General features: G+C 70.6%; 23 protein-coding genes. 15 read left to right on the top strand and 8 right to left on the bottom strand.

All coding sequences use genetic code 11. The features are described 5' to 3' along the window. Window positions 1-24: 24 nt before the first annotated feature. Both BJ975_RS08230 and BJ975_RS08225 read left to right on the top strand, forming a co-directional pair. Window positions 25-390: a hypothetical protein gene (locus BJ975_RS08230; RefSeq protein ID WP_179424762.1), complete on the top strand. Its 366-nt coding sequence runs from the start codon at window positions 25-27 to the stop codon at window positions 388-390. After that, a complete protein-coding gene (locus BJ975_RS08225; RefSeq protein ID WP_179424760.1) occupies window positions 387-926 on the top strand; it encodes a GNAT family N-acetyltransferase in 540 nt (179 codons plus the stop codon). The genes BJ975_RS08230 and BJ975_RS08225 overlap by 4 nt, the downstream gene beginning before the upstream one ends. Here the strand turns inward: BJ975_RS08225 and BJ975_RS08220 are convergent. The 3 genes from BJ975_RS08220 to BJ975_RS08210 are packed head-to-tail and all read right to left on the bottom strand — an operon-like array spanning window position 820 to window position 3,394. Continuing rightward, window positions 820-1,692, bottom strand: a complete 873-nt coding sequence (locus tag BJ975_RS08220) for a COX15/CtaA family protein (protein WP_179424758.1) — start codon at window positions 1,690-1,692, stop codon at window positions 820-822. The two genes, BJ975_RS08225 and BJ975_RS08220, sit on opposite strands and share 107 nt — an antisense overlap. Beyond that, window positions 1,683-2,453, bottom strand: a complete 771-nt coding sequence (locus tag BJ975_RS08215; RefSeq protein ID WP_179424756.1) for an ABC transporter permease — start codon at window positions 2,451-2,453, stop codon at window positions 1,683-1,685. The genes BJ975_RS08220 and BJ975_RS08215 overlap by 10 nt, the downstream gene beginning before the upstream one ends. Next, a complete protein-coding gene (locus BJ975_RS08210; protein WP_269306697.1) occupies window positions 2,450-3,394 on the bottom strand; it encodes an ABC transporter ATP-binding protein in 945 nt (314 codons plus the stop codon). The genes BJ975_RS08215 and BJ975_RS08210 overlap by 4 nt, the downstream gene beginning before the upstream one ends. 31 nt (window positions 3,395-3,425) lie before the next feature. Between BJ975_RS08210 and BJ975_RS08205 the strand changes: the two genes are divergently transcribed. Beyond that, a complete protein-coding gene (locus BJ975_RS08205) occupies window positions 3,426-4,514 on the top strand; it encodes an ATP-dependent DNA ligase (RefSeq protein WP_179424754.1) in 1,089 nt (362 codons plus the stop codon). Between the two features lies 1 nt (window position 4,515). Here BJ975_RS08205 and BJ975_RS16540 read toward each other — a convergent pair whose 3' ends face one another. Beyond that, a complete protein-coding gene (locus BJ975_RS16540; protein ID WP_218845777.1) occupies window positions 4,516-4,911 on the bottom strand; it encodes a DUF2510 domain-containing protein in 396 nt (131 codons plus the stop codon). Between the two features lie 229 nt (window positions 4,912-5,140). Here BJ975_RS16540 and BJ975_RS08195 point away from each other — a divergent pair, with 229 nt between their 5' ends. Continuing rightward, the gene (locus BJ975_RS08195) at window positions 5,141-8,533 is read left to right on the top strand and encodes a M14 family zinc carboxypeptidase (protein WP_179424752.1); all 3,393 of its coding nucleotides are present in this window, start codon (window positions 5,141-5,143) and stop codon (window positions 8,531-8,533) included. A 54-nt stretch (window positions 8,534-8,587) separates the two neighbouring features. Here BJ975_RS08195 and BJ975_RS08190 read toward each other — a convergent pair whose 3' ends face one another. Beyond that, window positions 8,588-9,643: a DNA polymerase domain-containing protein gene (locus BJ975_RS08190; protein WP_179424750.1), complete on the bottom strand. Its 1,056-nt coding sequence runs from the start codon at window positions 9,641-9,643 to the stop codon at window positions 8,588-8,590. A 103-nt stretch (window positions 9,644-9,746) separates the two neighbouring features. On the opposite strand from BJ975_RS08190, the gene BJ975_RS08185 reads away from it, so the two are divergent. The 9 genes from BJ975_RS08185 (at window position 9,747) to abc-f (ending at window position 18,022) form a co-directional block, all read left to right on the top strand. Continuing rightward, the gene (locus BJ975_RS08185; RefSeq protein WP_179424748.1) at window positions 9,747-10,451 is read left to right on the top strand and encodes a helix-turn-helix transcriptional regulator; all 705 of its coding nucleotides are present in this window, start codon (window positions 9,747-9,749) and stop codon (window positions 10,449-10,451) included. Then, window positions 10,448-11,884 carry a Fe-S cluster assembly protein SufB gene (sufB, locus tag BJ975_RS08180; protein ID WP_179424746.1) on the top strand — a complete coding sequence of 479 codons (1,437 nt, stop codon included), beginning with the start codon at window positions 10,448-10,450 and terminating at the stop codon, window positions 11,882-11,884. The genes BJ975_RS08185 and sufB overlap by 4 nt, the downstream gene beginning before the upstream one ends. Next, window positions 11,881-13,068: a Fe-S cluster assembly protein SufD gene (gene sufD, locus BJ975_RS08175; RefSeq protein ID WP_179424744.1), complete on the top strand. Its 1,188-nt coding sequence runs from the start codon at window positions 11,881-11,883 to the stop codon at window positions 13,066-13,068. Before sufB ends, sufD begins: the two co-directional genes overlap by 4 nt. After that, window positions 13,065-13,391, top strand: a complete 327-nt coding sequence (locus BJ975_RS08170) for a Rieske (2Fe-2S) protein (protein WP_179424742.1) — start codon at window positions 13,065-13,067, stop codon at window positions 13,389-13,391. The genes sufD and BJ975_RS08170 overlap by 4 nt, the downstream gene beginning before the upstream one ends. After that, a complete protein-coding gene (gene sufC / locus BJ975_RS08165; RefSeq protein ID WP_179424740.1) occupies window positions 13,388-14,146 on the top strand; it encodes a Fe-S cluster assembly ATPase SufC in 759 nt (252 codons plus the stop codon). Before BJ975_RS08170 ends, sufC begins: the two co-directional genes overlap by 4 nt. Before the next feature lie 2 nt (window positions 14,147-14,148). After that, window positions 14,149-15,381 carry a cysteine desulfurase gene (locus BJ975_RS08160; RefSeq protein WP_179424738.1) on the top strand — a complete coding sequence of 411 codons (1,233 nt, stop codon included), beginning with the start codon at window positions 14,149-14,151 and terminating at the stop codon, window positions 15,379-15,381. A gap of 2 nt (window positions 15,382-15,383) precedes the next feature. Next, complete coding sequence (sufU, locus tag BJ975_RS08155) at window positions 15,384-15,839, top strand: Fe-S cluster assembly sulfur transfer protein SufU (protein WP_179424736.1); 456 nt, start codon at window positions 15,384-15,386, stop codon at window positions 15,837-15,839. After that, a complete protein-coding gene (locus BJ975_RS08150) occupies window positions 15,836-16,192 on the top strand; it encodes a metal-sulfur cluster assembly factor (RefSeq protein ID WP_179424734.1) in 357 nt (118 codons plus the stop codon). The genes sufU and BJ975_RS08150 overlap by 4 nt, the downstream gene beginning before the upstream one ends. A gap of 228 nt (window positions 16,193-16,420) precedes the next feature. After that, window positions 16,421-18,022, top strand: a complete 1,602-nt coding sequence (gene abc-f, locus BJ975_RS08145) for a ribosomal protection-like ABC-F family protein (RefSeq protein ID WP_179424732.1) — start codon at window positions 16,421-16,423, stop codon at window positions 18,020-18,022. Here the strand turns inward: abc-f and BJ975_RS08140 are convergent. Together BJ975_RS08140 and BJ975_RS08135 are read right to left on the bottom strand one after the other, a co-directional pair. Further along, a complete protein-coding gene (locus BJ975_RS08140) occupies window positions 18,009-18,752 on the bottom strand; it encodes an SURF1 family cytochrome oxidase biogenesis protein (protein ID WP_179424730.1) in 744 nt (247 codons plus the stop codon). The two genes, abc-f and BJ975_RS08140, sit on opposite strands and share 14 nt — an antisense overlap. Next, window positions 18,753-19,034, bottom strand: a complete 282-nt coding sequence (locus tag BJ975_RS08135) for a DUF3099 domain-containing protein (RefSeq protein WP_179424728.1) — start codon at window positions 19,032-19,034, stop codon at window positions 18,753-18,755. 60 nt (window positions 19,035-19,094) lie between these two features. Between BJ975_RS08135 and BJ975_RS08130 the strand changes: the two genes are divergently transcribed. Then, the gene (locus BJ975_RS08130) at window positions 19,095-19,310 is read left to right on the top strand and encodes a dodecin (RefSeq protein WP_179424726.1); all 216 of its coding nucleotides are present in this window, start codon (window positions 19,095-19,097) and stop codon (window positions 19,308-19,310) included. A gap of 6 nt (window positions 19,311-19,316) precedes the next feature. On the opposite strand, the gene serB is transcribed toward BJ975_RS08130, so the two are convergent. Continuing rightward, window positions 19,317-20,549: a phosphoserine phosphatase SerB gene (gene serB, locus BJ975_RS08125; protein WP_179424724.1), complete on the bottom strand. Its 1,233-nt coding sequence runs from the start codon at window positions 20,547-20,549 to the stop codon at window positions 19,317-19,319. 50 nt (window positions 20,550-20,599) lie between these two features. Here serB and BJ975_RS08120 point away from each other — a divergent pair, with 50 nt between their 5' ends. Continuing rightward, complete coding sequence (locus BJ975_RS08120) at window positions 20,600-21,403, top strand: ABC transporter ATP-binding protein (RefSeq protein WP_179424722.1); 804 nt, start codon at window positions 20,600-20,602, stop codon at window positions 21,401-21,403. Window positions 21,404-21,408 lie beyond the last annotated feature (5 nt).

Raw genomic sequence — 21,408 nt, 5'->3', positions numbered from 1 at the left:
ACCCACGCGCCGTAGGCTCGGCACATGCGCGCCTTCCTCGCCTGGATCCTTCCCGCCGCCGCCACGTTCGCCGCGTGGTGGGTCTTCCTCGGGACGGACGAGGACGACCAGTACACGGTGCTGCAGGTCGCGGGTCTCGTCGTCGTCCTGGTCGCCATCGGCGTCGCCTGCGGCTGGCTGGCCCGTCGCACCGAGCTGCTGGGCGTGATCGTCTCCGCGGTCGTCGGTGTGGCCGCCGCGTGCTGGACCAGCTGGTCCGACGACGACAGCGGCATGTTCGCCGTCGGCTGGATCATGGTGGTCTTCGGGACGATCGTGGGCGCGGTCGTCGTCGTCACGGTCACGGCCGCCGCTCGCCAGCGGCGTGAGGGCCGTCGCCCCGCGCCGTGAGCGCCCGGATCGAGGTCGTCGAGCCCGACGACTGGGAGCGGTGGCGTGCCGTTCGCCTGCGTGCCCTCACCGAGGACGCTGCGGCCTTCGCCTGCAGCGCCCATGCCTGGCTCGAGGGCGGCGACACCGAGCAGCGGTGGCGTGAGCGGATCGCCGCGCCGGGCCGCCTCTACCTGGCCGCCGAGAAGGACCACGACGTCGCCATGATCGGGCTGGCGCCCGGCGACGAGCCCGAGCTGATCTCGATGTGGGTGGCGCCCGAGGCGCGCCGCGGCGGGGTCGGGCGAGCGCTCGTCGAGACGGTCGTCGCCGAGGCCGGAGGACGGCCACTGCGGCTGCGGGTCATGGCGGACAACGCCGCCGCGATCGCGTTCTACGAGGGCTGCGGGTTCGCGCTGACGGGTGCTCCGCCGGACGCCGAGGGCACCCTCACGATGCGACGGGACGTGCCACGATCCACCAGCGCGTGGCCAGCGCCAGCAGCACGGCCGCACCCACGAGGTGGGCCGCCACGAGCAGGATCGGCAGATCAGTGAAGTACTGCACGTAGCCGATCAGGCCCTGCGCGAGTCCGGCCCCGAGCACGAGCAGGCCGACCTTGCGCGCCTGGCCACGCAGCAGCACGATCGCGACGACCGTGAGGATGATGAACGTCCACACGCTCAGCGCGTGCACGCGGCTCCACCACACGGGGTCGAGGTCGTTGCGCGGTGCATCGGCGTCGCCGGCGTGCGGGCCGCTTCCCGTGACGATCGTGCCGAGGTAGATCGCCACGAGCAGCACCCCGTAGGCGATCCGCACGACCCAGGCGGCGCGCGGCGAGGCGGTGCCCTCGTCGGGACGCAGGCTCACCAGGAAGACCGTGGCCGCCACGACCAGCGCCATGGACAGGATCAGGTGCAGCGAGACGACCCACGGGTTGAGGTCGGTGAGCACGGTGATGCCACCGATGACGCCCTGGAACGGGATGCCGAGGGCGATGCCGAGCACGAGGCGCAGCTGCGTCCGCGTCGCGTCGGCCCAGCGCCACGTGGCGATCACGGTGCCGATCGCGATGACGATCAGCACGTAGGTCAGCGTGCGGTTGCCGAACTCGATGACGCCGTGCCAGCCGAGCGCGCCGTGCGGGACGAAGGACTCGTCGGTGCACCGCGGCCACGTGGGGCAGCCCAGGCCGGAGCCGGTGAGGCGGACGGCACCGCCCGTGAGGATGATCAGCGTGTTGGCGACGAGGTTGGCCCAGGCCCACTTCTCGACCGTCGCGCGCGACACGGTGCGCCGCGAGACAGCGCTCACTCCCATCGGAACCACCTTCCGGCGGCGGCCGCGGCCACGACGGACCACACGGCGAGCACCACCACAGCGAACGTACCGGGCGATCCGGTCATGAAGGCCTCCCGCAGACTTTCGCCGAGCGCCGCCGAGGGCAGCACGGAGAGGAGGTCGCGGACGGCCTCGGGGTACTGGGCCAGCGGCAGCAGGAGGCCGCCGCCGACGAGCAGCAGGACGTAGACGAGGTTGGCCAGCGCGAGCGTGGCCTCTGCCCGTAGCGTGCCGGCCAGCAGCAGACCCAGCCCGCCGAACGCGATCGTGCCGAGCAGACCCAGCACGAGCAGCCACAGCGTGCCCGCGACGGGTGCCTCGGGCCGCCAGCCGAGCGCGACCGCGAGGCCGCCGAGCACGGCGAACTGGGCGACCTGCAGGATCGCCACGGCGCCGACCTTGCCCGCGAGCAGTCCGCCGCGCGACAGGGGAGTGGCGCCGAGGCGCTTGAGCACGCCGTAGCGGCGCTCGAACGCCGTCGCGATCGCCAGGGAAGTGAACGAGGTCGAGACGATCGCCAGAGCAAGCACGCCCGGCGCGAGCACGTCGAGCGGATCGTCGCCGTCGAAGAAGCGGTCGGAGCGCGAGCCCACCACGAGCAGCAGGACCGGGATCACGAACGTGACCACCATCTGCTCTCCGTTGCGCACCGTCAGCCGGAACTCCATCGCGGTCTGGGCCCACACGCGGCGCAGGCGCGACGCGGCGCCGGGCGCGGGGGAGAGGTCGAGGGCGGTCATCGCAGCTCCCGGCCGGTCAGCTCGAGGAACCGGTCCTCGAGGGTCTGGTGCTCGACGAGGACGGACTCGACCAGCACGTCGTGCGCCGCGCACCACCCGGTGATGCGGTGCAGGACGCCCGGGTCGACCTCGGTCGAGAGGACGTACTGGCCGGGCTCGGTCTCGACGACGACGGCGCCCTCGGGCAGCTCCTTGACGAGCGAGTCGGTGTCGAGGCCCGCGCGGGTGCGCAGCCGGATCGTGTTCTGGGCGCCGGCGGCGACGAGCTCGTCGGGCGTGCCCGAGGCGATCACCCGGCCGGCGTCGATGATGTGGACGTGGTCGGAGAGCTCCTGCGCCTCGTCCATGTAGTGCGTCGTGAGCACGGTGGTCACGCCGTGGCGACGCAGCTCGTCGACGAGGTCCCACGTGGCGCGGCGCGACTGCGGGTCGAGACCGGCGGTGGGCTCGTCGAGGAAGACCAGCTCGGGCCGGCCGACGATCGCCATGGCGAGCGAGAGCCGCTGCTTCTGGCCGCCCGACAGACGCCGGTAGGACGTGCGGGCGAACGACGCCATCCCGAGGCGCTCCACGAGGGCGTCGACCGGCATCGGGTTCGCGTAGAGCGACGCCATGTGGTGCAGCATCTCGCCGGCTCGGACGCCCAGCCAGGCCCCGCCGGACTGCAGCATGACGCCCACGCGAGGGCGCAGCTCGGCCGCCTGCGCGACGGGATCGAGGCCCAGGACGCGCACCTGCCCGGACTGCGGACGGCGGAAGCCCTCGCACGTCTCGATGGTGGTGGTCTTGCCCGCACCGTTGGGTCCCAAGATCGAGGTGACGGTGCCCGTCTCGACCCTCAGGCTCAGGCCGTCGACGGCGCGCACCTCGGCGTCGCCGCGCCCGTACCGCATGGCGAGGTCGCGAACCTCCACGGCGGGAGTCATCGTCGTCGAGGGCACCAGAACATTCTAGGTGTGGCAGGTTGAGGCCATGGACCTGCCCGTGATGCCGCCGCTGGCGCCGATGCTCGCCAAGTCCGCGAAGAAGGTGCCGCACGACGACGGCCACCTCTACGAGCCGAAGTGGGACGGGTTCCGGGCCATCGTGTTCCGCGACGGCGACGAGGTCGAGATCGCCAGCCGGTCGACGAAGTCGCTGACGCGGTACTTCCCCGACGTGGTCGAGGCGATCCGCGCGCACACGCCCGACCGGTGCGTGCTCGACGGCGAGATCGTCATCGCCCAGGATGGCCGGCTGAGCTTCGACCTGCTGTCGAACCGCATCCACCCCGCCGATTCACGGGTGACGATGCTGGCCCGCGAGACGCCTGCGTCGTTCGTGGCGTTCGACCTCCTGGCGCTGGGCGACCGCTCGTACGTCGACGAGCCGCTCTCGGTCCGTCGGCCGGCGCTCGTGGAGGCCTTGGCGCCCGCGCAGCCGCCGGTGCACGTCACGCGGGTCACGGAGGACCCCGACGAGGCCGAGCACTGGTTCACCACGTTCGAGGGCGCGGGGCTCGACGGGGTCATCGCGAAGCGGCTGGAGGGCGCCTATGCGCCGAACGGCCGCACGATGCTGAAGATCAAGCACGCGCGCACCGCCGACGTCGTCCTGGCCGGCTACCGGCTGCACAAGAACTCCACGGCCGAGCGCCCGCTGCTCGGGTCGATGCTGCTCGGGATCTACGCCGACGACGGCCGGCTCCAGCACGTGGGCGTGGCGGCGTCGTTCACCGAGGCGCGTCGGGCCGAGCTCGTCGACGAGCTCGAGCCGCTGCGGCTGGCGGAGGGGGAGAGCCACCCGTGGGACCGTTGGCAGGACGAGGCGGCGCAGGCCTCGGGCCGACTGCCCGGCGGGCAGAGCCGCTGGACCGGCACCAAGGACCTGTCGTTCGTGCCGCTGCGCCCCGAGCGAGTGCTCGAGGTCGCGTACGAGCACATGGAGGGCGAGGGCGACCAGGCCCGGTTCCGCCACATGGGCCGGTTCCAGCGCTGGCGCCCGGACCGCGAGCCCGAGTCGTGCACGTACGCCCAGCTCGAGGAGGTCGCCCGCTACGACCTCGGCGACGTGCTGCAGTGACTCACCAGGGCTCGAGGTCCTCGAAGTCCTGGTAGTCATCGAGCTCCTCGACCTCGAAGGTCGGCTGCTCGACCGGCGTGGGGTCGGTGTCGACGGAGGCCAGGAGGCCCGCGGTGACGAGCGCGAGCACGGCGACGGTCAGGACGACGAGCGCGGCGACGGCGTTGCCGCCGATGCCGGAGGGTCGCCGCTGGGCAACCGGCTGGGTCTGCCCGAGCGGCACGCGCTGCCCGTTGAGCAGCATCCACCCCTCCGGGACGCGCTCGCGCCGATCGGTGCTGCTGGGCGTGGGGACCCCCTGCACCTGCTCGGTCCAGGCCGAGCCGTTCCAGTAGCGACGTCCGCCGCTGCCGGCGGGATCGTCGTACCAGCCCGCGGGCGGCTGCTGCTGATTCACGCGCCGAGCGTAGCGAACCGCCCCGCCGGAGGGAGCCCGACGGGACGGCCCGTGACAGTGGAACGGGGTTCGTGGGAAAACATGACGTAACCCTCAGTTGCTCTGTCCCACTTTCCGCCCCGAAGCGCGACACGGCCCGGAGCCGCAAGAAAAACTGATGCTGGTGCAGCGCTGTTCGCTGGGCCTAGTGTGACGCCTGACACGTCCTACACGAACAGGAACAAGCCACATGCCCTCATCCCTCTCGATGCGGAGGAAGGCGGTGGTCGTGACGCTCGCGTTGGCGGCACCCGGTCTGCTCGCCGTGTCCGCCGTGCCCAGCGCCCTCGCCTCGTCCTCCTCGACGCCCACCGACGTGGTCCTCGAGCGCCTGCCCGACGAGGTCCCCGACGTCGTCGAGATCACCGTCCCGGGGACGAAGGAGCTCGATCGTCTCGTGGCGACCGGGGTCGACCTCGACCACGGCGTGGAGCAGCGGCCCGACGGCCTCGAGGTGCGCGCGATCATCACGCCCACGGAGGCCAAGGCCCTGCGCCAGGCCGGCTTCGAGACGGGCGAGACCCTCTACACGGCCGAGGACACCGAGGACGCGCTCGAGCAGCGCGCCGCGACGATCCGCGCCGCGAAGGCCGAGAACGCCGAGTTCGCGGACGAGGCGACGCACCCCGACGTGTCGGACGTCAAGATCACCCGCGCCGAGTACTTCACGTCGTTCGGCGTGCCGATCCTCTCGGTGGAGGCCAAGTGGGCCGAGGGCCAGACCGCGACCACCACGCTCACCGTGGAGCGCGACAGCGGTCCCGGCACCGCGTTCGGCAGCGGCGGCACCCAGACGATCTCGCGCTTCGTCGACGCGAGCGTCTACCTCTACCACCGCGGCGCCAGCCCCACGACGGGCGCCGCCGCGCTGACCAGCCGTCCCGACCGCATCCGGATCACCAGCCCGACGGGAGACGTCGCGATCGCGAAGGTCACCGACTGGCTGCCCACCGGCGACGAGGCCGACCCGTTCAAGGGCGCGGGCTACCAAGAGGACTTCATCACGTCCTACCTCGACCCGACGCAGCTGTACGACCGCATCCGCCAGCTGGCGACCGACCACCCGGACCTCGCCGAGATCGTCGAGCTGCCGAACAAGACGAACGGCTACCGCCGTCACTCGCAGGCCGTCATCCCCGCCGGCACCGCGACGGCCGACAACCCGCGCCGCCTCGCGATCACCTCGAAGGCCTACGGCTCGGACGGCGGCAACGCCCTCTCGGTCCGGGTCGACCACCCGACGGCGGCCGACCAGGCCCTGACCGTCGCGGTCGACGGCTCGCTCGTCGTGGTGACGTCCGCGACGGACGGCTCCGGTGCGGCCACCAGCACGGCGGCCCAGATCGCCGCGGCGATCAACGCGCACCCCGAGGCCAGCACGCTGGTGTCGGCCGCGACCTACCGCGGGAACGCGGGAGCCGGGGTCGTCCCCGCGGCGACCGTGGCGCTCTCGGACTTCCTGAACGCGCCGGCCAACGTCTCGCGCGACCCGCACGCGGTCTACGCGATCAAGATCGGCAAGGTCCGCGACGGGTCCAAGCCGGGCGTCTTCTTCTACGCGCAGGAGCACGCCCGTGAGTGGGTGCCGCCGCTGGTCACGATCGAGACGGCCGAGCGCCTGCTGCGCAACTACGACTCGCACGCGGCCACGCGTGACCTCGTCGACAACCTGGAGATCTGGGTGCTCCCGTCGGTCAACCCCGACGGCGGTCACTACTCGTTCTACGACTTCAACTCGCAGCGCCGGAACATGACGATGCACTGCGGGACGACGGCGGGCGGCAACACCGACGCGAACGCGCGCAACCAGTGGGGCGTCGACGTCAACCGCAACTACGACGAGTACAGCTTCTTCGACGGCTACTCGGGCGCCTCCAACAACTGCAACGGCGACACCTACGCGGGTCCGTCCGAGCTGAGCGAGCCCGAGGCCAAGAACGTCGACTGGGTCGCCGCGCACCCGAACATGAAGTGGTCGATGAACGTGCACAGCTCGGGCAACTACTTCATGTGGTCGCCCGCCGCCTACCGGACGCCCGGACGCATCACCGCGCCCGAGCCCACGCTCGAGGAGGAGTCGCTGTTCCAGGGCGCCTCGTCGCGCATCCTCACCGCGATCAAGCGGCACCGCGGCCTGTCGGTGACCCCGGCGCGCACCGGTCGCGTCGTGGACACCCTGTACTCGGCGGCCGGCAACTCCGGCGACATGCTCTGGTACAAGTACGGCATCTACGCCTGGGACTTCGAGGTCGGCTCGACCTTCCAGCCGCCGTTCGAGGCCGAGACGCCCACGGGCGCCGGCGCCCACCAGGAGGCGATGGAGTTCTCCAACGGCCTCGTCGAGATGCTGCGGATCGCTCGCGACCACGACACCGACACGGTCGCGCCCACCAGCGAGGTCAAGGTCACGTCCAGCGCGACAGAGGGCCAGGTCAACGTGGAGTTCGCCACGAGCGAGCCGGCGAGCGTGTTCTACACGACCGACGGCACGGTCCCGAACCTGCGGTCGACGATGTACGCCGCAGCGGGTCTGCGCGAGGGCGGCGAGCGCCTCCGCGTGGCCGAGGGCACCGAGGTCCGCTGGATCACGGTGGACGCCCGCGGCAACGTGGAGCGTGGCTTCGTCCCGGGCCGTGAGGGCAACTACCGCACGTGGGTGGCCGAGGTCGGGTACGAGGAGCCGCTCCCGGCGTCCTCCACGACCCTGACGCTCGATCGCGACGAGATCCGCGCCGGCCAGACCGGCGTCACCGCCGCCATCGAGGTGGCGGCCACGGGCGCCGGCGCCCAGCCGGATCCCGAGGGCGTCGTCACGGTCTACGTCGGCGACGAGCCGGTCGGCTCGGCCGAGCTCGACGGCAGCGGGCGGGCGCAGGTCGCCCTCCCCGCGCTCAGCGCGGTCGGCAGCCAGCTGGTGACAGCGCGCTACGGCGGCAGTGCCGAGCTGGCGGGCAGCACATCGCTGCCGGTCGCGCTCAAGGTCGTGGCCGCGCCGGGTGTCCCGAGCGCCGCGGTGGCCCTGACGGTCTCGCCGAAGAGCATCACGGCGGGCAAGCGGGCGACGTCGAGCATCGCGGTGAAGGTCGACCGTGACGGCGACGTGACGGCCGGCAAGGGCGTCGTGGACGTCTTCGTCGACGGCGTCCGGCACCGGACGGTCTCGCTCGACCGCAACGGCCGCGCCACGGCGCCTCTCGGACCGTTCGCCACGAGCGGTGCCCGGGTCGTCACGGCGACCTACCGGGGCACCCAGGACGTCGGCGCGAGCTCGTCGAGCCCCGTGGTCCTGCGCGTCACGAAGGCGTCCTCGAAGGTCGGCGTGAAGATCACGCCGCGCAAGGTCACGACTGGCACGCGCGCGCGGGTCACGGTCACGGTCAAGGCCCCGGGCGCCCACGTCCGCGGCAAGGCGCTCGTCAAGGTCGGATCGCGCTCCTACGTGGTCACGATCGACGCGAAGGGCCGCGGCTCGGTCAAGCTGCCGCGGCTGAGCAGCGGCACGAAGCGCGTGACGGTGTCCTACCTGGGCAACGCGCACGTGAAGTCCGCGAAGAAGGCGGTGAGGCTCACCGTCCGCCGCTGAGGTGACGCAGGAACGGGGGTCGGCCGCGCGGCGGTCGGCCCCCGTTCCGCGTGCTCAGTCGGTCCTCTTGCGCGAGGGCTGCACGCGGCGGGGCTCGCCGGGCATCTTCGGGTAGTCCGGGGGGTACGGCATCTCGCCGAGGCCGTTCTCCTCGTCGCGGTCGTACCAGTCGAGCAGCGTCTGGATGGAGTGGTGGACGTCGTCGATCTCGCTCCACGGGTCCGTACGTTGCTCGAGCAGGCCGGGCACGGTCGTGAGGTTGAGCGTGCGCGGGTCGTCGACGTCGAACAGCTCGTCCCAGGTCAGGGGAGTGGACACGGGCGCGCCGGGCTTCGGTCGCAGGCTGTACGCGCTGGCGATCGTGCGGTCGCGGGCGTTCTGGTTGAAGTCGACGAAGATCTTCTCGCCGCGCTCCTCCTTCCACCAGGCCGTGGTGACGCCGTCGTCGCGGCGCTCCAGCTCGCGTCCGAACGCCAGCGCGGCATGGCGCACGTCCGTGAACGTCCACTTCGGCTCGATGCGCGCGAAGATGTGGACCCCGCGGTTGCCGCTGGTCTTGGCGAAGCCGCGGATGCCGATCTCCTCGAGCAGCTCCTTGGCAACCCGGGCGACGCGCTGCGCGTCGTGGAAGTCGGTGCCGGGCTGCGGGTCCAGGTCGATGCGGATCTCGTCGGGATGGTCCACGTCGGCACGGCGCACGGGCCAGGGGTGGAACGTGATCGTCCCCATGTGGGCAGCCCAGGCGGGCACGGCGATCTCGGTGGGGCAGATCTCGTCGGCGCGACGCCCCGAGGGGAAGTGGATGCGCACGGTCTCCAGGTATGGGGGAGCGCCCTTGGGCACGCGCTTCTGGTAGAACGCGTCGCCGTGCCCGTCGGCGCGCGTGGCCATCACCATGTCCTCGCGCACGCCCTTGGGCCAGCGCTCCAGGGTGGTCGGCCGCTCGCGCAGCGCGCGCATCAGCCCGTCGCCGACGGCGACGTAGAACTCGACCACCTCGAGCTTCGTGATGTCCGGCGTGTGGTCGGTCTTCTCGAAGATCACGCGGTCGGGACTGGAGACGCGCACGGTGCGCCCTCCGGCCTCGACCTCCGCTGCGGATGCCCCCATGGGCCGACCTTATGGCCAAACGGCGTGGTGAGGCGCGGCTCACTGAGGCGAGCCTTCGTTGAACGGGGGGAATCATTAACGTCACAATGGTGTTGTGAAAAGCATGCGCGTGAATCATGAGGTGTCGTCCGTCGACGACCTCTCCACGCGCGAGCGCGTCGCCGAGAGCATCCTGGAGAACGGTCCCAGCACCGCCACGACCCTCGCGACGCGGCTCGGACTCACTCCCGCGGCCGTCCGCCGCCACCTCGAGCACCTCGTCGAGCAGGGTCTCGTCGAGTCGCGCGAGGAGCGGGTCCGGGGCCAGCGCCGCCGTGGCCGTCCGGCCCGCGTGTTCGGGCTGACCGCCGCCGGTCGCGACACCTTCGCCCACTCCTACGACGACCTGGCCGCCGAGGCGCTGCGCTTCCTGCGCGCCACGGGTGGCGACACGGCCGTCATGGAGTTCGCGCGACACCGACTCGCCGATTTCCGCCAGCGCTACGAGCGACTGCTGCACGGGGTCCCGGTCGAGGACCAGGCCGCGGTGCTCGCCCGGGCGCTCACCGACGACGGCTTCGCCGCCTCCGCCAGCACCACCCCGCTCGGCGAGCAGATCTGTCAGCACCACTGCCCGGTGGCCCACGTCGCCGAGGAGTTCCCGCAGCTGTGCGAGGCCGAGACCGAGATCTTCGGCGAGCTGCTGGGATCGCACGTCCAGCGTCTCGCCACCATTGCCCACGGCGACGGGGTGTGCACCACTCACCTGCCCCGCGCCACCCAGACCACCACCAACGCTGTGTCTCCAACTGAAGGGGAGTCGTCATGACGACCACGAACGACACGACCTCGATCGAGGACCTGAACCCGGGACTGAAGGAGGTCGGCAACTACGAGTTCGGCTGGCACGACGCCGACGTCGCCGGCGCCAGCGCCCAGCGCGGCCTGAACGATGCCGTCGTCCGCGACATCTCGGGCAAGAAGAGCGAGCCCCAGTGGATGCTCGACCTGCGCCTGAAGGGCCTCAAGCTCTTCGATCGCAAGCCGATGCCGACGTGGGGCGCCGACCTCGACGAGATCGACTTCGACAACATCAAGTACTTCGTCCGCTCGTCGGAGAAGCAGGCCCAGTCGTGGGAGGACCTGCCCGAGGACATCAAGAACACGTACGACCGGCTGGGCATCCCCGAGGCCGAGAAGCAGCGCCTCGTCGCCGGTGTCGCCGCGCAGTACGAGTCCGAGGTCGTCTACCACTCGATCCGTGAGGACCTCGAGCAGCAGGGCGTCATCTTCCTCGACACCGACACGGCGCTCAAGGAGCACCCCGAGATCTTCGAGGAGTACTTCGGCACGGTCATCCCGGTCGGCGACAACAAGTTCGCCGCACTGAACACGGCCGTGTGGTCGGGCGGCTCGTTCATCTACGTGCCCAAGGGCGTCCACGTGGACATCCCGCTGCAGGCGTACTTCCGCATCAACACCGAGAACATGGGTCAGTTCGAGCGGACGCTGATCATCGCCGACGAGGACTCCTACGTCCACTACGTCGAGGGCTGCACCGCCCCGATCTACAAGACCGACTCGCTGCACTCCGCGGTCGTCGAGATCATCGTGAAGAAGGGCGCTCGCGTCCGCTACACGACGATCCAGAACTGGTCGAACAACGTCTACAACCTGGTGACCAAGCGCGCCACGTGCGAGGCCGGCGCCACCATGGAGTGGGTCGACGGCAACATCGGCTCCAAGGTCACGATGAAGTACCCGGCCGTCTACCTCATGGGTGAGCAGGCCAAGGGCGAGACGCTGTCGATCGCGTTCGCCGGCGAGGGCCAGTACCAGGACACCGGCGCCAAGATGGTGCACGTCGCGCCGAACACGTCCAGCTCGATCCTGAGCAAGTCCGTCGCCCGAGGCGGCGGCCGCACGTCCTACCGCGGCCTGCTCCAGGTCAACGAGGGCGCCTACGGCTCGGCCAGCACGGTCAAGTGCGACGCGCTCCTGGTCGACCAGATCAGCCGCTCGGACACGTACCCGTACGTCGACGTGCGCGAGGACGACGTGACCCTCGGCCACGAGGCCACCGTCTCCAAGGTCAGCGACGACCAGCTCTTCTACTTCATGCAGCGCGGCATGGAGGAGGACGAGGCCATGGCGATGATCGTGCGCGGCTTCGTCGAGCCCATCGCTCGCGAGCTGCCCATGGAGTACGCGCTGGAACTGAACCGACTCATCGAGCTGCAGATGGAGGGTGCTGTCGGATGACCGCAACCATCGAGGGAACCGACAACGGCCTGGCCGCGGCGCTGGAGCTGGACCACGTCCAGTCCCACCTGCACCCCGAGCCGTCGTACGACGTCGAGGCCCACCCCAAGCCCACGGGCCTGGAGGAGATCTGGCGCTTCACGCCGCTCAAGCGCCTGCGTGGCCTGCTCGACGGCACACCGTCCGACGCCTGCCTGGAGTGGAAGGACGAGCTGCCCGCGGGCGCCTCGCTCTCCACGATCACCACCGACGAGGCCAAGGCCCTCGGCGGCATCGCGCCGCTCGACCGCCTCGCCGCGCTGGCCGTGCAGAACGCCGGCGGTGCCACGCTGCTGTCGATCGACGGCGAGCTCGACGCCCCGGCGCGCATCCGGCTCACCGGCCCCTCGGTCGACGAGACCGTGTGGGGTCACATCGTGGTCAAGGTCGCGCCGTTCTCGAAGGCCACGATCGCGTTCGACCACGTCGGCTCGGCCACCTATGCCACGAACGTCACCTACGTGGTGGGCGACGGTGCCCAGCTCGACGTCGTCAACCTGGCCGACTGGGAGGACGACGCCGTCCACGCCGTGCAGAACGGCATCAGCGTCGGTCGCGACGCCACGGTGCGCTTCTTCGAGTTCACGCTCGGTGGCGACCTCGTCCGCTCGTCGACCAACGTCGACTACCGCGGATCCGGCGGCAGCGTCGACCTGCTCGGCATCTACTTCGCCGACGCGGGCCAGCACCTCGAGCACCGCCAGTTCGTCGACCACACGGCCCCGAAGACCCGCAGCAACGTCGAGTACAAGGGCGCGCTGCAGGGCCAGGACGCGCACACCGTCTGGATCGGCAACGTGTTGATCCGCAAGGTCGCCGAGGGCATCGAGACGTTCGAGCAGAACGACAACCTCGTCCTCACCGACGGCGCGCGCGCCGACTCGGTGCCGAACCTGGAGATCGAGACCGGCGACATCGCCGGCGCGGGCCACGCGTCCACGACCGGTCGATTCGACGACGAGCACCTGTTCTACCTGCAGAGCCGCGGCATCGACCCCACCGAGGCCAAGCGCCTCGTCGTGCACGGCTTCTTCAACGACATCATCCGCCGGATCGGTGTCGCGGACCTGCAGGAGCGCCTCATGTCCGCCATCGAGGACGAGCTGGCCGCCGTGGTCGGCAACCCGTCTGCGGTGTCGGCATGACCTTCCAGGAGGTCGCGAAGCTCGCCGACGTCCCCGAGGGCGCGGCGCTCGGCATCGAGTTCGAGGGCCACGACCTGGCCCTGGTGCGTGACGGTGACACCGTCTACTGCATCCAGGACTGGTGCTCGCACGCCGAGATCCCGCTGTCCGACGGCGACGTCGAGGGCTGCGAGATCGAGTGCTTCCTGCACGGGTCGCGCTTCGACCTGCGCACCGGCAAGCCGCTGGGCCTGCCGGCCACCGAACCGGTCCCCGTCTACCAGACCAAGATCGAGGGAGAGACCGTCTGGGTCGACCTCCCCAACCAAGGAGAGAACGCATGAGCACTCTGGAGATCAAGAACCTCCACGTGTCCGTCGACACCGAGGACGGCGCGAAGGAGATCCTCCGCGGCGTCGACCTGACCATCAACTCCGGCGAGGTCCACGCCATCATGGGCCCGAACGGCTCGGGCAAGTCCACGCTGGCCTACTCGATCGCCGGCCACCCCAAGTACCAGGTCACCGAGGGTGAGGTGCTGCTCGACGGCGAGAACATCCTGGAGCTGAGCGTCGACGAGCGTGCCCGCGCCGGCCTGTTCCTGGCGATGCAGTACCCCGTCGAGATCCCCGGCGTCTCGGTCGCGAACTTCCTGCGCACCGCGAAGACCGCCATCGACGGTGAGGCGCCCAAGCTGCGCACGTGGGTCAAGGACGTCAACGCCGCGCTCGAGCGGATGACGCTCGACCCGTCGTTCGCCTCCCGCTCGGTCAACGAGGGCTTCTCCGGCGGCGAGAAGAAGCGCCACGAGATCGCCCAGCTCGAGCTGCTCAACCCGAAGTTCGCGGTCCTCGACGAGACGGACTCCGGTCTGGACATCGACGCCCTGCGCGTCGTCTCCGACGGCGTCAACCGCTACTCGGGCCAGGGCGATCGTGGCGTGCTGCTGATCACGCACTACACGCGCATCCTGAACTACATCCAGCCCGACTACGTGCACGTCTTCGTCGCGGGCAAGCTCGCCGAGACCGGCGGCCGCGAGCTCGCGGAGCTGCTCGAGGCCGAGGGCTACGACAAGTTCACCAAGGCGGCCGTCTGATCATGGCCGGCTACGACGTCGAGGCGATCCGCAAGGACTTCCCCATCCTGTCCAGGACGATGGCGGGGGACCGCCCTCTGGTGTACCTGGACAGCGCCAACACGTCGCAGAAGCCGCGTCAGGTCGTCGAGGCCATCGAGCGTCACTACCTCGAGCACAACGCCAACGTCGCGCGGGCGATGCACCAGCTCGGTGCGGAGGCGAGCGAGGCGTTCGAGCTCGGTCGCGACAAGGTGGCGTCGTTCATCGGCGCGCCGCGGCGCGAGGAGGTCGTGTTCACCAAGAACGCGTCCGAGGCGCTCAACCTCGTGGCTCGCGTCCTCGGTGACGCGGGACGCGTGGGCGCCGGCGACGAGGTCGTCGTCACCCAGATGGAGCACCACTCCAACCTGGTGCCGTGGCAGCTGCTCACGCAGCGCACGGGTGCCGACCTGCGCTGGTACGGCGTCACGCCCGAGGGCCGTCTCGACCTCGACTCGCTCACGCTGACGGAGAGGACGAAGGTCGTCTCGGTCACGTGGGTCTCGAACATGCTCGGCACGATCAACCCGGTCGCGGAGATCGTCCGCCGCGCGCACGAGGTCGGCGCGCTCGTCGTCATCGACGCGTCGCAGGCCGTGCCGCAGCTTCCGGTCGACGTGGCCGCGCTCGGTGCCGACTTCGTGGCCTTCACGGGTCACAAGATGGTCGGCCCGACGGGCATCGGCGTCCTGTGGGGTCGCTACGACCTGCTCGCCGAGCTGCCGCCGTTCCTCGGCGGCGGCGAGATGATCGAGACGGTGTCGATGGAGGCCACGACCTTCGCCGCGCCGCCGCACCGCTTCGAGGCGGGCACGCCGCCGATCGCGCAGTCGGTCGGACTCGGCGCCGCCGTGGACTACCTCTCGGCGATCGGCATGGAGAACGTCGCCGCGCACGAGCAGCAGATCACGGCGTACGCGCTCGAGGCGATGAACGACCTGCCCGGCGTGACGATCGTCGGCCCCAAGGAGCCGGTCGACCGCGGGGGAGCGATCAGCTTCACGATCGACGGGGTGCACCCGCACGACGTGGCGCAGCTGCTCGACTCGCAGGGCGTCGCCGTGCGCGCGGGTCACCACTGCGCCAAGCCGTTGCACGCGTGCTTCGGGGTGCAGTCCACGACCCGTGCCTCGTTCTACCTCTACACGACCGAGGCCGAGATCGACGCGCTCGTCGCGGGGATCCGGCACACCCAGTCGTACTTCGGAGCCTGACCATGAACGCATCGAACGTCGACGCCCTGTACCAGGAGATCATCCTGGATCACTACAAGAACCCGCACGGTGCGGGCCTGCGCGAGCCCTTCGAGGCCGAGGTGCACCACGTGAACCCCACGTGCGGCGACGAGATCACGCTGCGCGTGCACCTCGAGGGCGGCCGGGTGGCCGACGTGTCCTACGACGCGGCCGGCTGCTCGATCAGCCAGGCCTCGGCCTCGGTCCTGAACGACCTCGTGGTCGGCCAGCAGGTCGACCACGCCCTGACCACACTCGACGCCTTCCAGGAGCTCATGCAGGGCCGCGGACAGGTCGAGCCTGACGAGGACGTGCTGGAGGACGGCATCGCCTTCGCGGGCGTCGCCCAGTTCCCGGCGCGCGTCAAGTGCGCCCTGCTGTCCTGGATGGCCTGGAAGGACGCCGTCGCCCAGGCTTCGGCCAAGGAGGAAGCATGACCGATCACAGCGATCTGCCCGACGTCGCCGTCGCCCCCGGCGCCACCACGCAGGAGGACGTCGAGGAGGCCATGAAGGACGTCGTCGACCCCGAGCTGGGCATCAACGTCGTCGACCTCGGCCTCGTGTACGGCGTCCACGTCGACGAGCACAGCAACGCGATCCTGCAGATGACGCTGACGTCCGCGGCCTGCCCGCTGACCGACGTCATCGAGGACCAGACCCGCGCCGCGCTCGACGGCCTGGTCAACGACTTCCGGATCGAGTGGGTCTGGATGCCGCCGTGGGGCCCGGACAAGATCACCGACGACGGCCGCGAGATGCTGCGCGCCCTCGGCTTCAACATCGGCTGACGCGCCACCGCATCCCGACACTCTTGGAACGCGTTGCACCGTCCGCGCCCCTGAAAGCGTGCATCGCGTTCCAAAGGTGGGAACGGGCGAGCCACGCTCGGCGGGATTTCGCGCCACCGGTGCTGGGTCCGTAGACTGGCTCGGTGGACATGATCCGGCTGGAGTGACGCACGAGCACCTGCTCGACCCCGCGTCCTCGCCCCGTTCACCCCTCACGAAGGCTCTTCCATGATCACCGCTTCCCACGTGGAGCTGCGCTTCGGCGCGCGCGTCCTGATGTCCGACGTCTCCTTCCGTGTCACGAAGGGGGACAAGATCGGCCTGGTCGGGCGCAACGGCGCCGGCAAGACCACGTTGACGAAGATGCTGGCGGGCGCCGGCGGCGAGCCCGCGTCGGGCTCGATCACCCGGTCGGGCACCGTCGGCTACCTGCCGCAGGACCCGAAGACGGGCGACCTGTCGATCACGGCGCGTGACCGCATCCTCTCGGCGCGCGGACTCGACGACGCCCTGCGCCGCATCCGCCAGGCCGAGAAGGACATGGCCTCCGAGGACTCGTCGGTCGCCGAGGACGCGATGCGCCGCTACGCGCGCGCCGACGCCGACTTCGGCGCCGCGGGTGGATACGCCGCGGAGGCGGAGGCCGCGACGATCTCGCACGCCCTCGGCCTGCCCGACCGGGTCCTGGAGCAGCCGCTGCAGACCCTCTCCGGCGGTCAGCGCCGGCGCATCGAGCTGGCGCGGATCCTGTTCAGCGACGCCGACACGATGCTGCTCGACGAGCCGACCAACCACCTCGACGCCGACTCGGTCGTGTGGCTCCGCGGCTTCCTGCAGACCTACTCCGGCGGGCTGATCATCATCAGCCACGACGTGGACCTCGTCGAGGAGACCGTCAACAAGGTCTTCTACCTGGACGCCAACCGCGCCACGATCGACATCTACAACATGGGCTGGAAGCACTACCTGCGCCAGCGCGAGTCCGACGAGGCGCGCCGCAAGCGCGAGCGCGAGATCACCACCAAGACGGCCGAGCGGCTCATCGCGCAGGGCAACAAGATGCGCGCCAAGGCCTCGAAGGCCTCCGCGGCCCAGCAGATGCTGCGTCGCGCCGAGCAGATGATGGCTGGCCTCGAGGACGTCCGCCAGGTCGACAAGGTCGCCAAGATCGACTTCCCGAAGCCCGCTCCGTGCGGCAAGACCCCGCTGATGGCGGAGGGTCTGTCGAAGTCGTACGGATCGCTGGAGATCTTCACCGACGTCGACCTCGCGATCGACCGCGGCAGCCGCGTCGTGGTGCTGGGCCTCAACGGCGCCGGCAAGACCACGCTGCTGCGCATGCTGGCCGGCACGCTGCAGCCCGACACCGGCGAGATCGTCCCCGGGCACGGCCTGAAGATCGGCTACTTCGCCCAGGAGCACGAGACGCTCGACCTGAGCCGGACCGTGCTCGACAACATGCAGCGGGCGGCGCCCGACCTGACCGAGACCCAGGCGCGCAGCGTGCTGGGCGCGTTCCTGTTCACCGGCGACGACTCCGACAAGTCGGCTGGAGTGCTGTCGGGCGGCGAGCGCACGCGACTGGCGCTGGCGGGACTCATCGTCTCGAGCGCCAACGTGCTGCTGCTCGACGAGCCGACCAACAACCTCGACCCCGCGTCGCGCGAGGAGGTGCTGGCCGCGATCCGCTCCTACGAGGGCGCCATCGTGCTGGTCTCCCACGACGAGGGCGCCGTGCGCGCGCTCGACCCCGACCGGGTGCTGCTGCTGCCGGACGGCGACGAGGACATCTGGAACGACTCGTACGCCGACCTGATCAGCCTGGCGTGATCTCGGCGGACGCCTTCGGGCGGCGCTCGCGCAGCTCGGCGCGGACGAACAGGAAGTAGCCGACGACCGCGAGGCCGGAGAAGAACCACCACTGGATCGCGTAGAACAGGTGGGGTCCGGTGCCGAGGTCGGGCTGCGGCGGGCCGGTCAGGCCCTCCTGCTCCGGCGAGGTCAGTGCGACGTAGCCGGGCAGCGGCTCGGCACCGAGGAAGTCGGTCCAGCGCTCGCCGCTCACGGCACGGACCTGGCCGTCGCGCGGCGTGGTGGCGGCCTGGTCGGCGGTGCTCGCGCGCTGCAGCCAGCCGGTGATCGTCACGGGATCCTGGGCGGCGGCCGGCACGTCGTCCGGAGCCGTGCCGTCGCGCGGTCCCGCGATCCAGCCGCGGTCGACCAGGACGACCTGACCGTCGGTGAGCCGCAGGGGAGTGATGACCTGGACGCCCGGGGCGCCGTCGCGGTGGGCGAACCGGACGGTGATCTCGCGCGAGCTGTCGAACGTGCCCGTGGCGGTGACCGTGCGGTACTCGAGGTCGGGGTCCCAGCCGTCGGCGAGGACGTCCTCGACCGGAGCGGGGTCGCCGGCGACGTTCGCCTCGACGATCGCGTTGTCGGCCTTGCGCTGCTCCCAGCGGTCGTACTGCCAGCCGCCCAGGACGTAGCACGTGACGGCCATCAGCACGACGAAGATCGCGAGCCCGATCCAGCGCGGGCTCACCAGGAAGCGCAGCACCTACTGGTCCAGTTGCTTGCGGTCGACGCCGAACGGTGACGGCCCGTCGCCGGAGCTCCGGATGGCGGAGTTGCCGATCACGACGGCGACGTACGGCAGGAACACGGCGCCGACGAGCAGGATCCAACGGGTCCAGTGATCGACCGCGACGAAGCCGATGAAGCAGGCGACGCGGACGGCCATCGAGATCAGGTAGTTGCGCTCGCGATGGTCGACCTGGGAGCTGTAGGGCTCGCGCGCACTCGTGATCGAGTGCACCTCTTCGGGTTCGCGCCGGGCCATGTCCCGAGTCTACGCCGTGGGTCCTGCACGGCACCCGCCGCCGGGTGGGACGATGAGCCCATGAGCAACCGCACCTATCGAGTCACCGAGATCGTCGGCACCTCCCCGGCGGGCGTCAGCGAGGCCATCGACAGCGGCATCGCGCGAGCGTCGCAGACCCTGCGGCACCTGGACTGGTTCGAGGTCGTGGGCATCCGCGGCCAGATCGTCGACGACGAGGTCGAGCACTACCAGGTCACCCTCAAGATCGGCTTCCGCCTCGAGGACGACGAGTAGGAACGGCTACGGCGCCGTCGTCACGTCGGCGGCGTCGGCCGCCTCGACCTCCTCGCGCGTGATGCCCATGAGGTACACGATCGCGTCGAGGTAGGGGACGTTCACCGAGGTCTGCGCCTGGTCGCGCACGAGCGGCTTGGCGTTGAACGCGATGCCGAGCCCCGCGGCGGCCAGCATGTCGAGGTCGTTGGCGCCGTCGCCGATGGCCACGGTGTTGCGCACGTTGATGCCGGCCTGCGCCGCGAAGTCGCGCAGGGCCTCGGCCTTGCCCGCGCGGTCGACCACGCGGCCCAGGACGCGGCCGGTGAGTGCGCCGTCGACCACCTCGAGGTCGTTGGCGGCGAAGTAGTCGATGCCGAGGTCGGCGGCGATCCGCTCGATGATCTGCGTGAAGCCGCCGCTGACCAGCGCGAAGCGGTATCCCAGACGCTTGAGCGTGCGGATCATCGTGCGCGCGCCGGGGGTGTAGGAGAGGTTCTCGTAGACCTCGTCGAGCGCCGCGGCGGGCACCCCCTGCAGCTGGGCGACGCGCTCGTGCAGCGACTCGGCGAAGTCGAGCTCGCCGCGCATGGCCCGCTCGGTGACCTCGGCGACGGCCTCCTCGCAGCCGGCGTGGGCGGCGAGCATCTCGATGACCTCGCCCTGGATGAGGGTGGAGTCGACGTCCATCACCACGAGCCGCTGCGCGTGCCGCAGGATGCCGTGCTCCTGCACGGCCACGTCGGTGCCGTGGTCGTGGGCGATCGAGGCCAGCTCGGACTGGAGCGCGTCGGGATCGGCGCCCGAGACCTCCATGCGGATCGCGGTGACGGGGTAGCGGGCCATCCGGACGATGCGGTCGATGTTGCCGCCGAGGGCGTTGATGCCCTTGGTCAGCGCGGCCATCGCCTCGGGTCGCAGCGGGGCGCCCAGCACGACCACCTGCGAGCGGCCCACCCGCCGGGGGCGGTTGTCGCCCGTGCCGTGGACGACCTCGACCTCGAGTCCCAGGTCGGCGCCCACTGCGTCGAGATCGGACTGGAAGCCCGGGAGCTCGCCCGGGGTGGTCACGAGGACGCTCAGCACGAGCCGGCCGCGCACGACCAGCTGCTCGACGTCGATGACCTCGACGTCGTGGGCGGCCAGGGCGGAGAAGACGCGACCGGAGACGCCGGAGCGGTCGGGACCGCTGAAGGTCACCAGCACCGTGGGCTCGGTCAGGTGCAGCGTGGGGACGTGTCCCGAGTCAGGCGTGCTCATCGTGTCGAGGGTATCGGCAGAACGTTGAGCCCAACCGATAGGTTGGTGGTGTGACCGCCGTGTTCGACCTGACCGACGTCACCATCGTGCGCTCGGGCAAGACTCTCCTCGACCGCGTCTCGTGGCGCGTGGAACCGGGGGAGCACTGGGTCATCGTGGGGCCCAACGGTGCGGGCAAGACCACCCTCCTGCAGGTGGCCTCTGCGAACATGCACCCCACGTCCGGGTCGGCGGAGATCCTCGGTGAGCGCCTCGGCGCGGTCGACGTGTTCGAGCTGCGCCCCCGGATCGGCCACACCAGCGCCGCGATCGCCGAGCGCGTCCCCGCCGGGGAGAGCGTCCGCAACCTCATCCTCTCCGCGGCCTACGCGGTCCTGGGTCGCTGGAACGAGGAGTACGACGACGAGGACCACCGCCGGGCCATGTCGATGCTGGCCGAGCTGGGGATCGCCCCGCTGGCCGACCGCACCTTCGGCACGCTGTCCGAGGGCGAGAAGAAGCGCGTCCTGCTGGCGCGCTCCCTGATGACCGATCCCGAGGTCGTGCTGCTCGACGAGCCCGCGGCCGGCATGGACGTCGGCGCCCGCGAGGACCTCGTCGAGAGCCTGGAGGCGCTGGCCTCCGACGAGCTCGGCCCGTCGCTCGTGATGGTGTCGCACCATCTCGAGGAGATCGCGCCCGGCTTCACCCATGCGCTGCTGCTGGCCGGCGGCGGCGTCGTGGCCTCGGGCCCCATCGCCGACGTCCTGACCTCGCAGAACCTGTCGACGGCGTTCCGCCAGCGCCTCGATGTCACGCACGACGCGGGACGATTCTCGGCACGACGCCCCCCGGTGCGCCGGCGGGCGAACTAGGAGGG

The sequence above is a fragment of the Aeromicrobium tamlense genome (assembly GCF_013408555.1).
Lineage (GTDB): Bacteria > Actinomycetota > Actinomycetes > Propionibacteriales > Nocardioidaceae > Aeromicrobium > Aeromicrobium tamlense.
This window is presented reverse-complemented; position numbering and strand designations above follow the sequence as displayed.

Bases quoted from the DNA above. Each gene is read 5' to 3' on its own strand.
- BJ975_RS08170 (WP_179424742.1), top strand. From the start codon at position 13,065: ATGACCTTCCAGGAGGTCGCGAAGCTCGCCGACGTCCCCGAGGGCGCG.
- BJ975_RS08150 (WP_179424734.1), top strand. From the start codon at position 15,836: ATGACCGATCACAGCGATCTGCCCGACGTCGCCGTCGCCCCCGGCGCC.
- sufC (WP_179424740.1), top strand. From the start codon at position 13,388: ATGAGCACTCTGGAGATCAAGAACCTCCACGTGTCCGTCGACACCGAG.
- BJ975_RS08230 (WP_179424762.1), top strand. From the start codon at position 25: ATGCGCGCCTTCCTCGCCTGGATCCTTCCCGCCGCCGCCACGTTCGCC.
- BJ975_RS08215 (WP_179424756.1), bottom strand. From the start codon at position 2,453: ATGACCGCCCTCGACCTCTCCCCCGCGCCCGGCGCCGCGTCGCGCCTG.
- sufB (WP_179424746.1), top strand. From the start codon at position 10,448: ATGACGACCACGAACGACACGACCTCGATCGAGGACCTGAACCCGGGA.
- BJ975_RS08130 (WP_179424726.1), top strand. From the start codon at position 19,095: ATGAGCAACCGCACCTATCGAGTCACCGAGATCGTCGGCACCTCCCCG.
- BJ975_RS08205 (WP_179424754.1), top strand. From the start codon at position 3,426: ATGGACCTGCCCGTGATGCCGCCGCTGGCGCCGATGCTCGCCAAGTCC.
- BJ975_RS08190 (WP_179424750.1), bottom strand. From the start codon at position 9,643: ATGGGGGCATCCGCAGCGGAGGTCGAGGCCGGAGGGCGCACCGTGCGC.
- BJ975_RS08195 (WP_179424752.1), top strand. From the start codon at position 5,141: ATGCCCTCATCCCTCTCGATGCGGAGGAAGGCGGTGGTCGTGACGCTC.
- BJ975_RS08160 (WP_179424738.1), top strand. From the start codon at position 14,149: ATGGCCGGCTACGACGTCGAGGCGATCCGCAAGGACTTCCCCATCCTG.
- BJ975_RS08220 (WP_179424758.1), bottom strand. From the start codon at position 1,692: ATGGGAGTGAGCGCTGTCTCGCGGCGCACCGTGTCGCGCGCGACGGTC.
- sufD (WP_179424744.1), top strand. From the start codon at position 11,881: ATGACCGCAACCATCGAGGGAACCGACAACGGCCTGGCCGCGGCGCTG.
- sufU (WP_179424736.1), top strand. From the start codon at position 15,384: ATGAACGCATCGAACGTCGACGCCCTGTACCAGGAGATCATCCTGGAT.
- serB (WP_179424724.1), bottom strand. From the start codon at position 20,549: ATGAGCACGCCTGACTCGGGACACGTCCCCACGCTGCACCTGACCGAG.
- BJ975_RS08185 (WP_179424748.1), top strand. From the start codon at position 9,747: ATGCGCGTGAATCATGAGGTGTCGTCCGTCGACGACCTCTCCACGCGC.
- BJ975_RS08135 (WP_179424728.1), bottom strand. From the start codon at position 19,034: ATGGCCCGGCGCGAACCCGAAGAGGTGCACTCGATCACGAGTGCGCGC.
- abc-f (WP_179424732.1), top strand. From the start codon at position 16,421: ATGATCACCGCTTCCCACGTGGAGCTGCGCTTCGGCGCGCGCGTCCTG.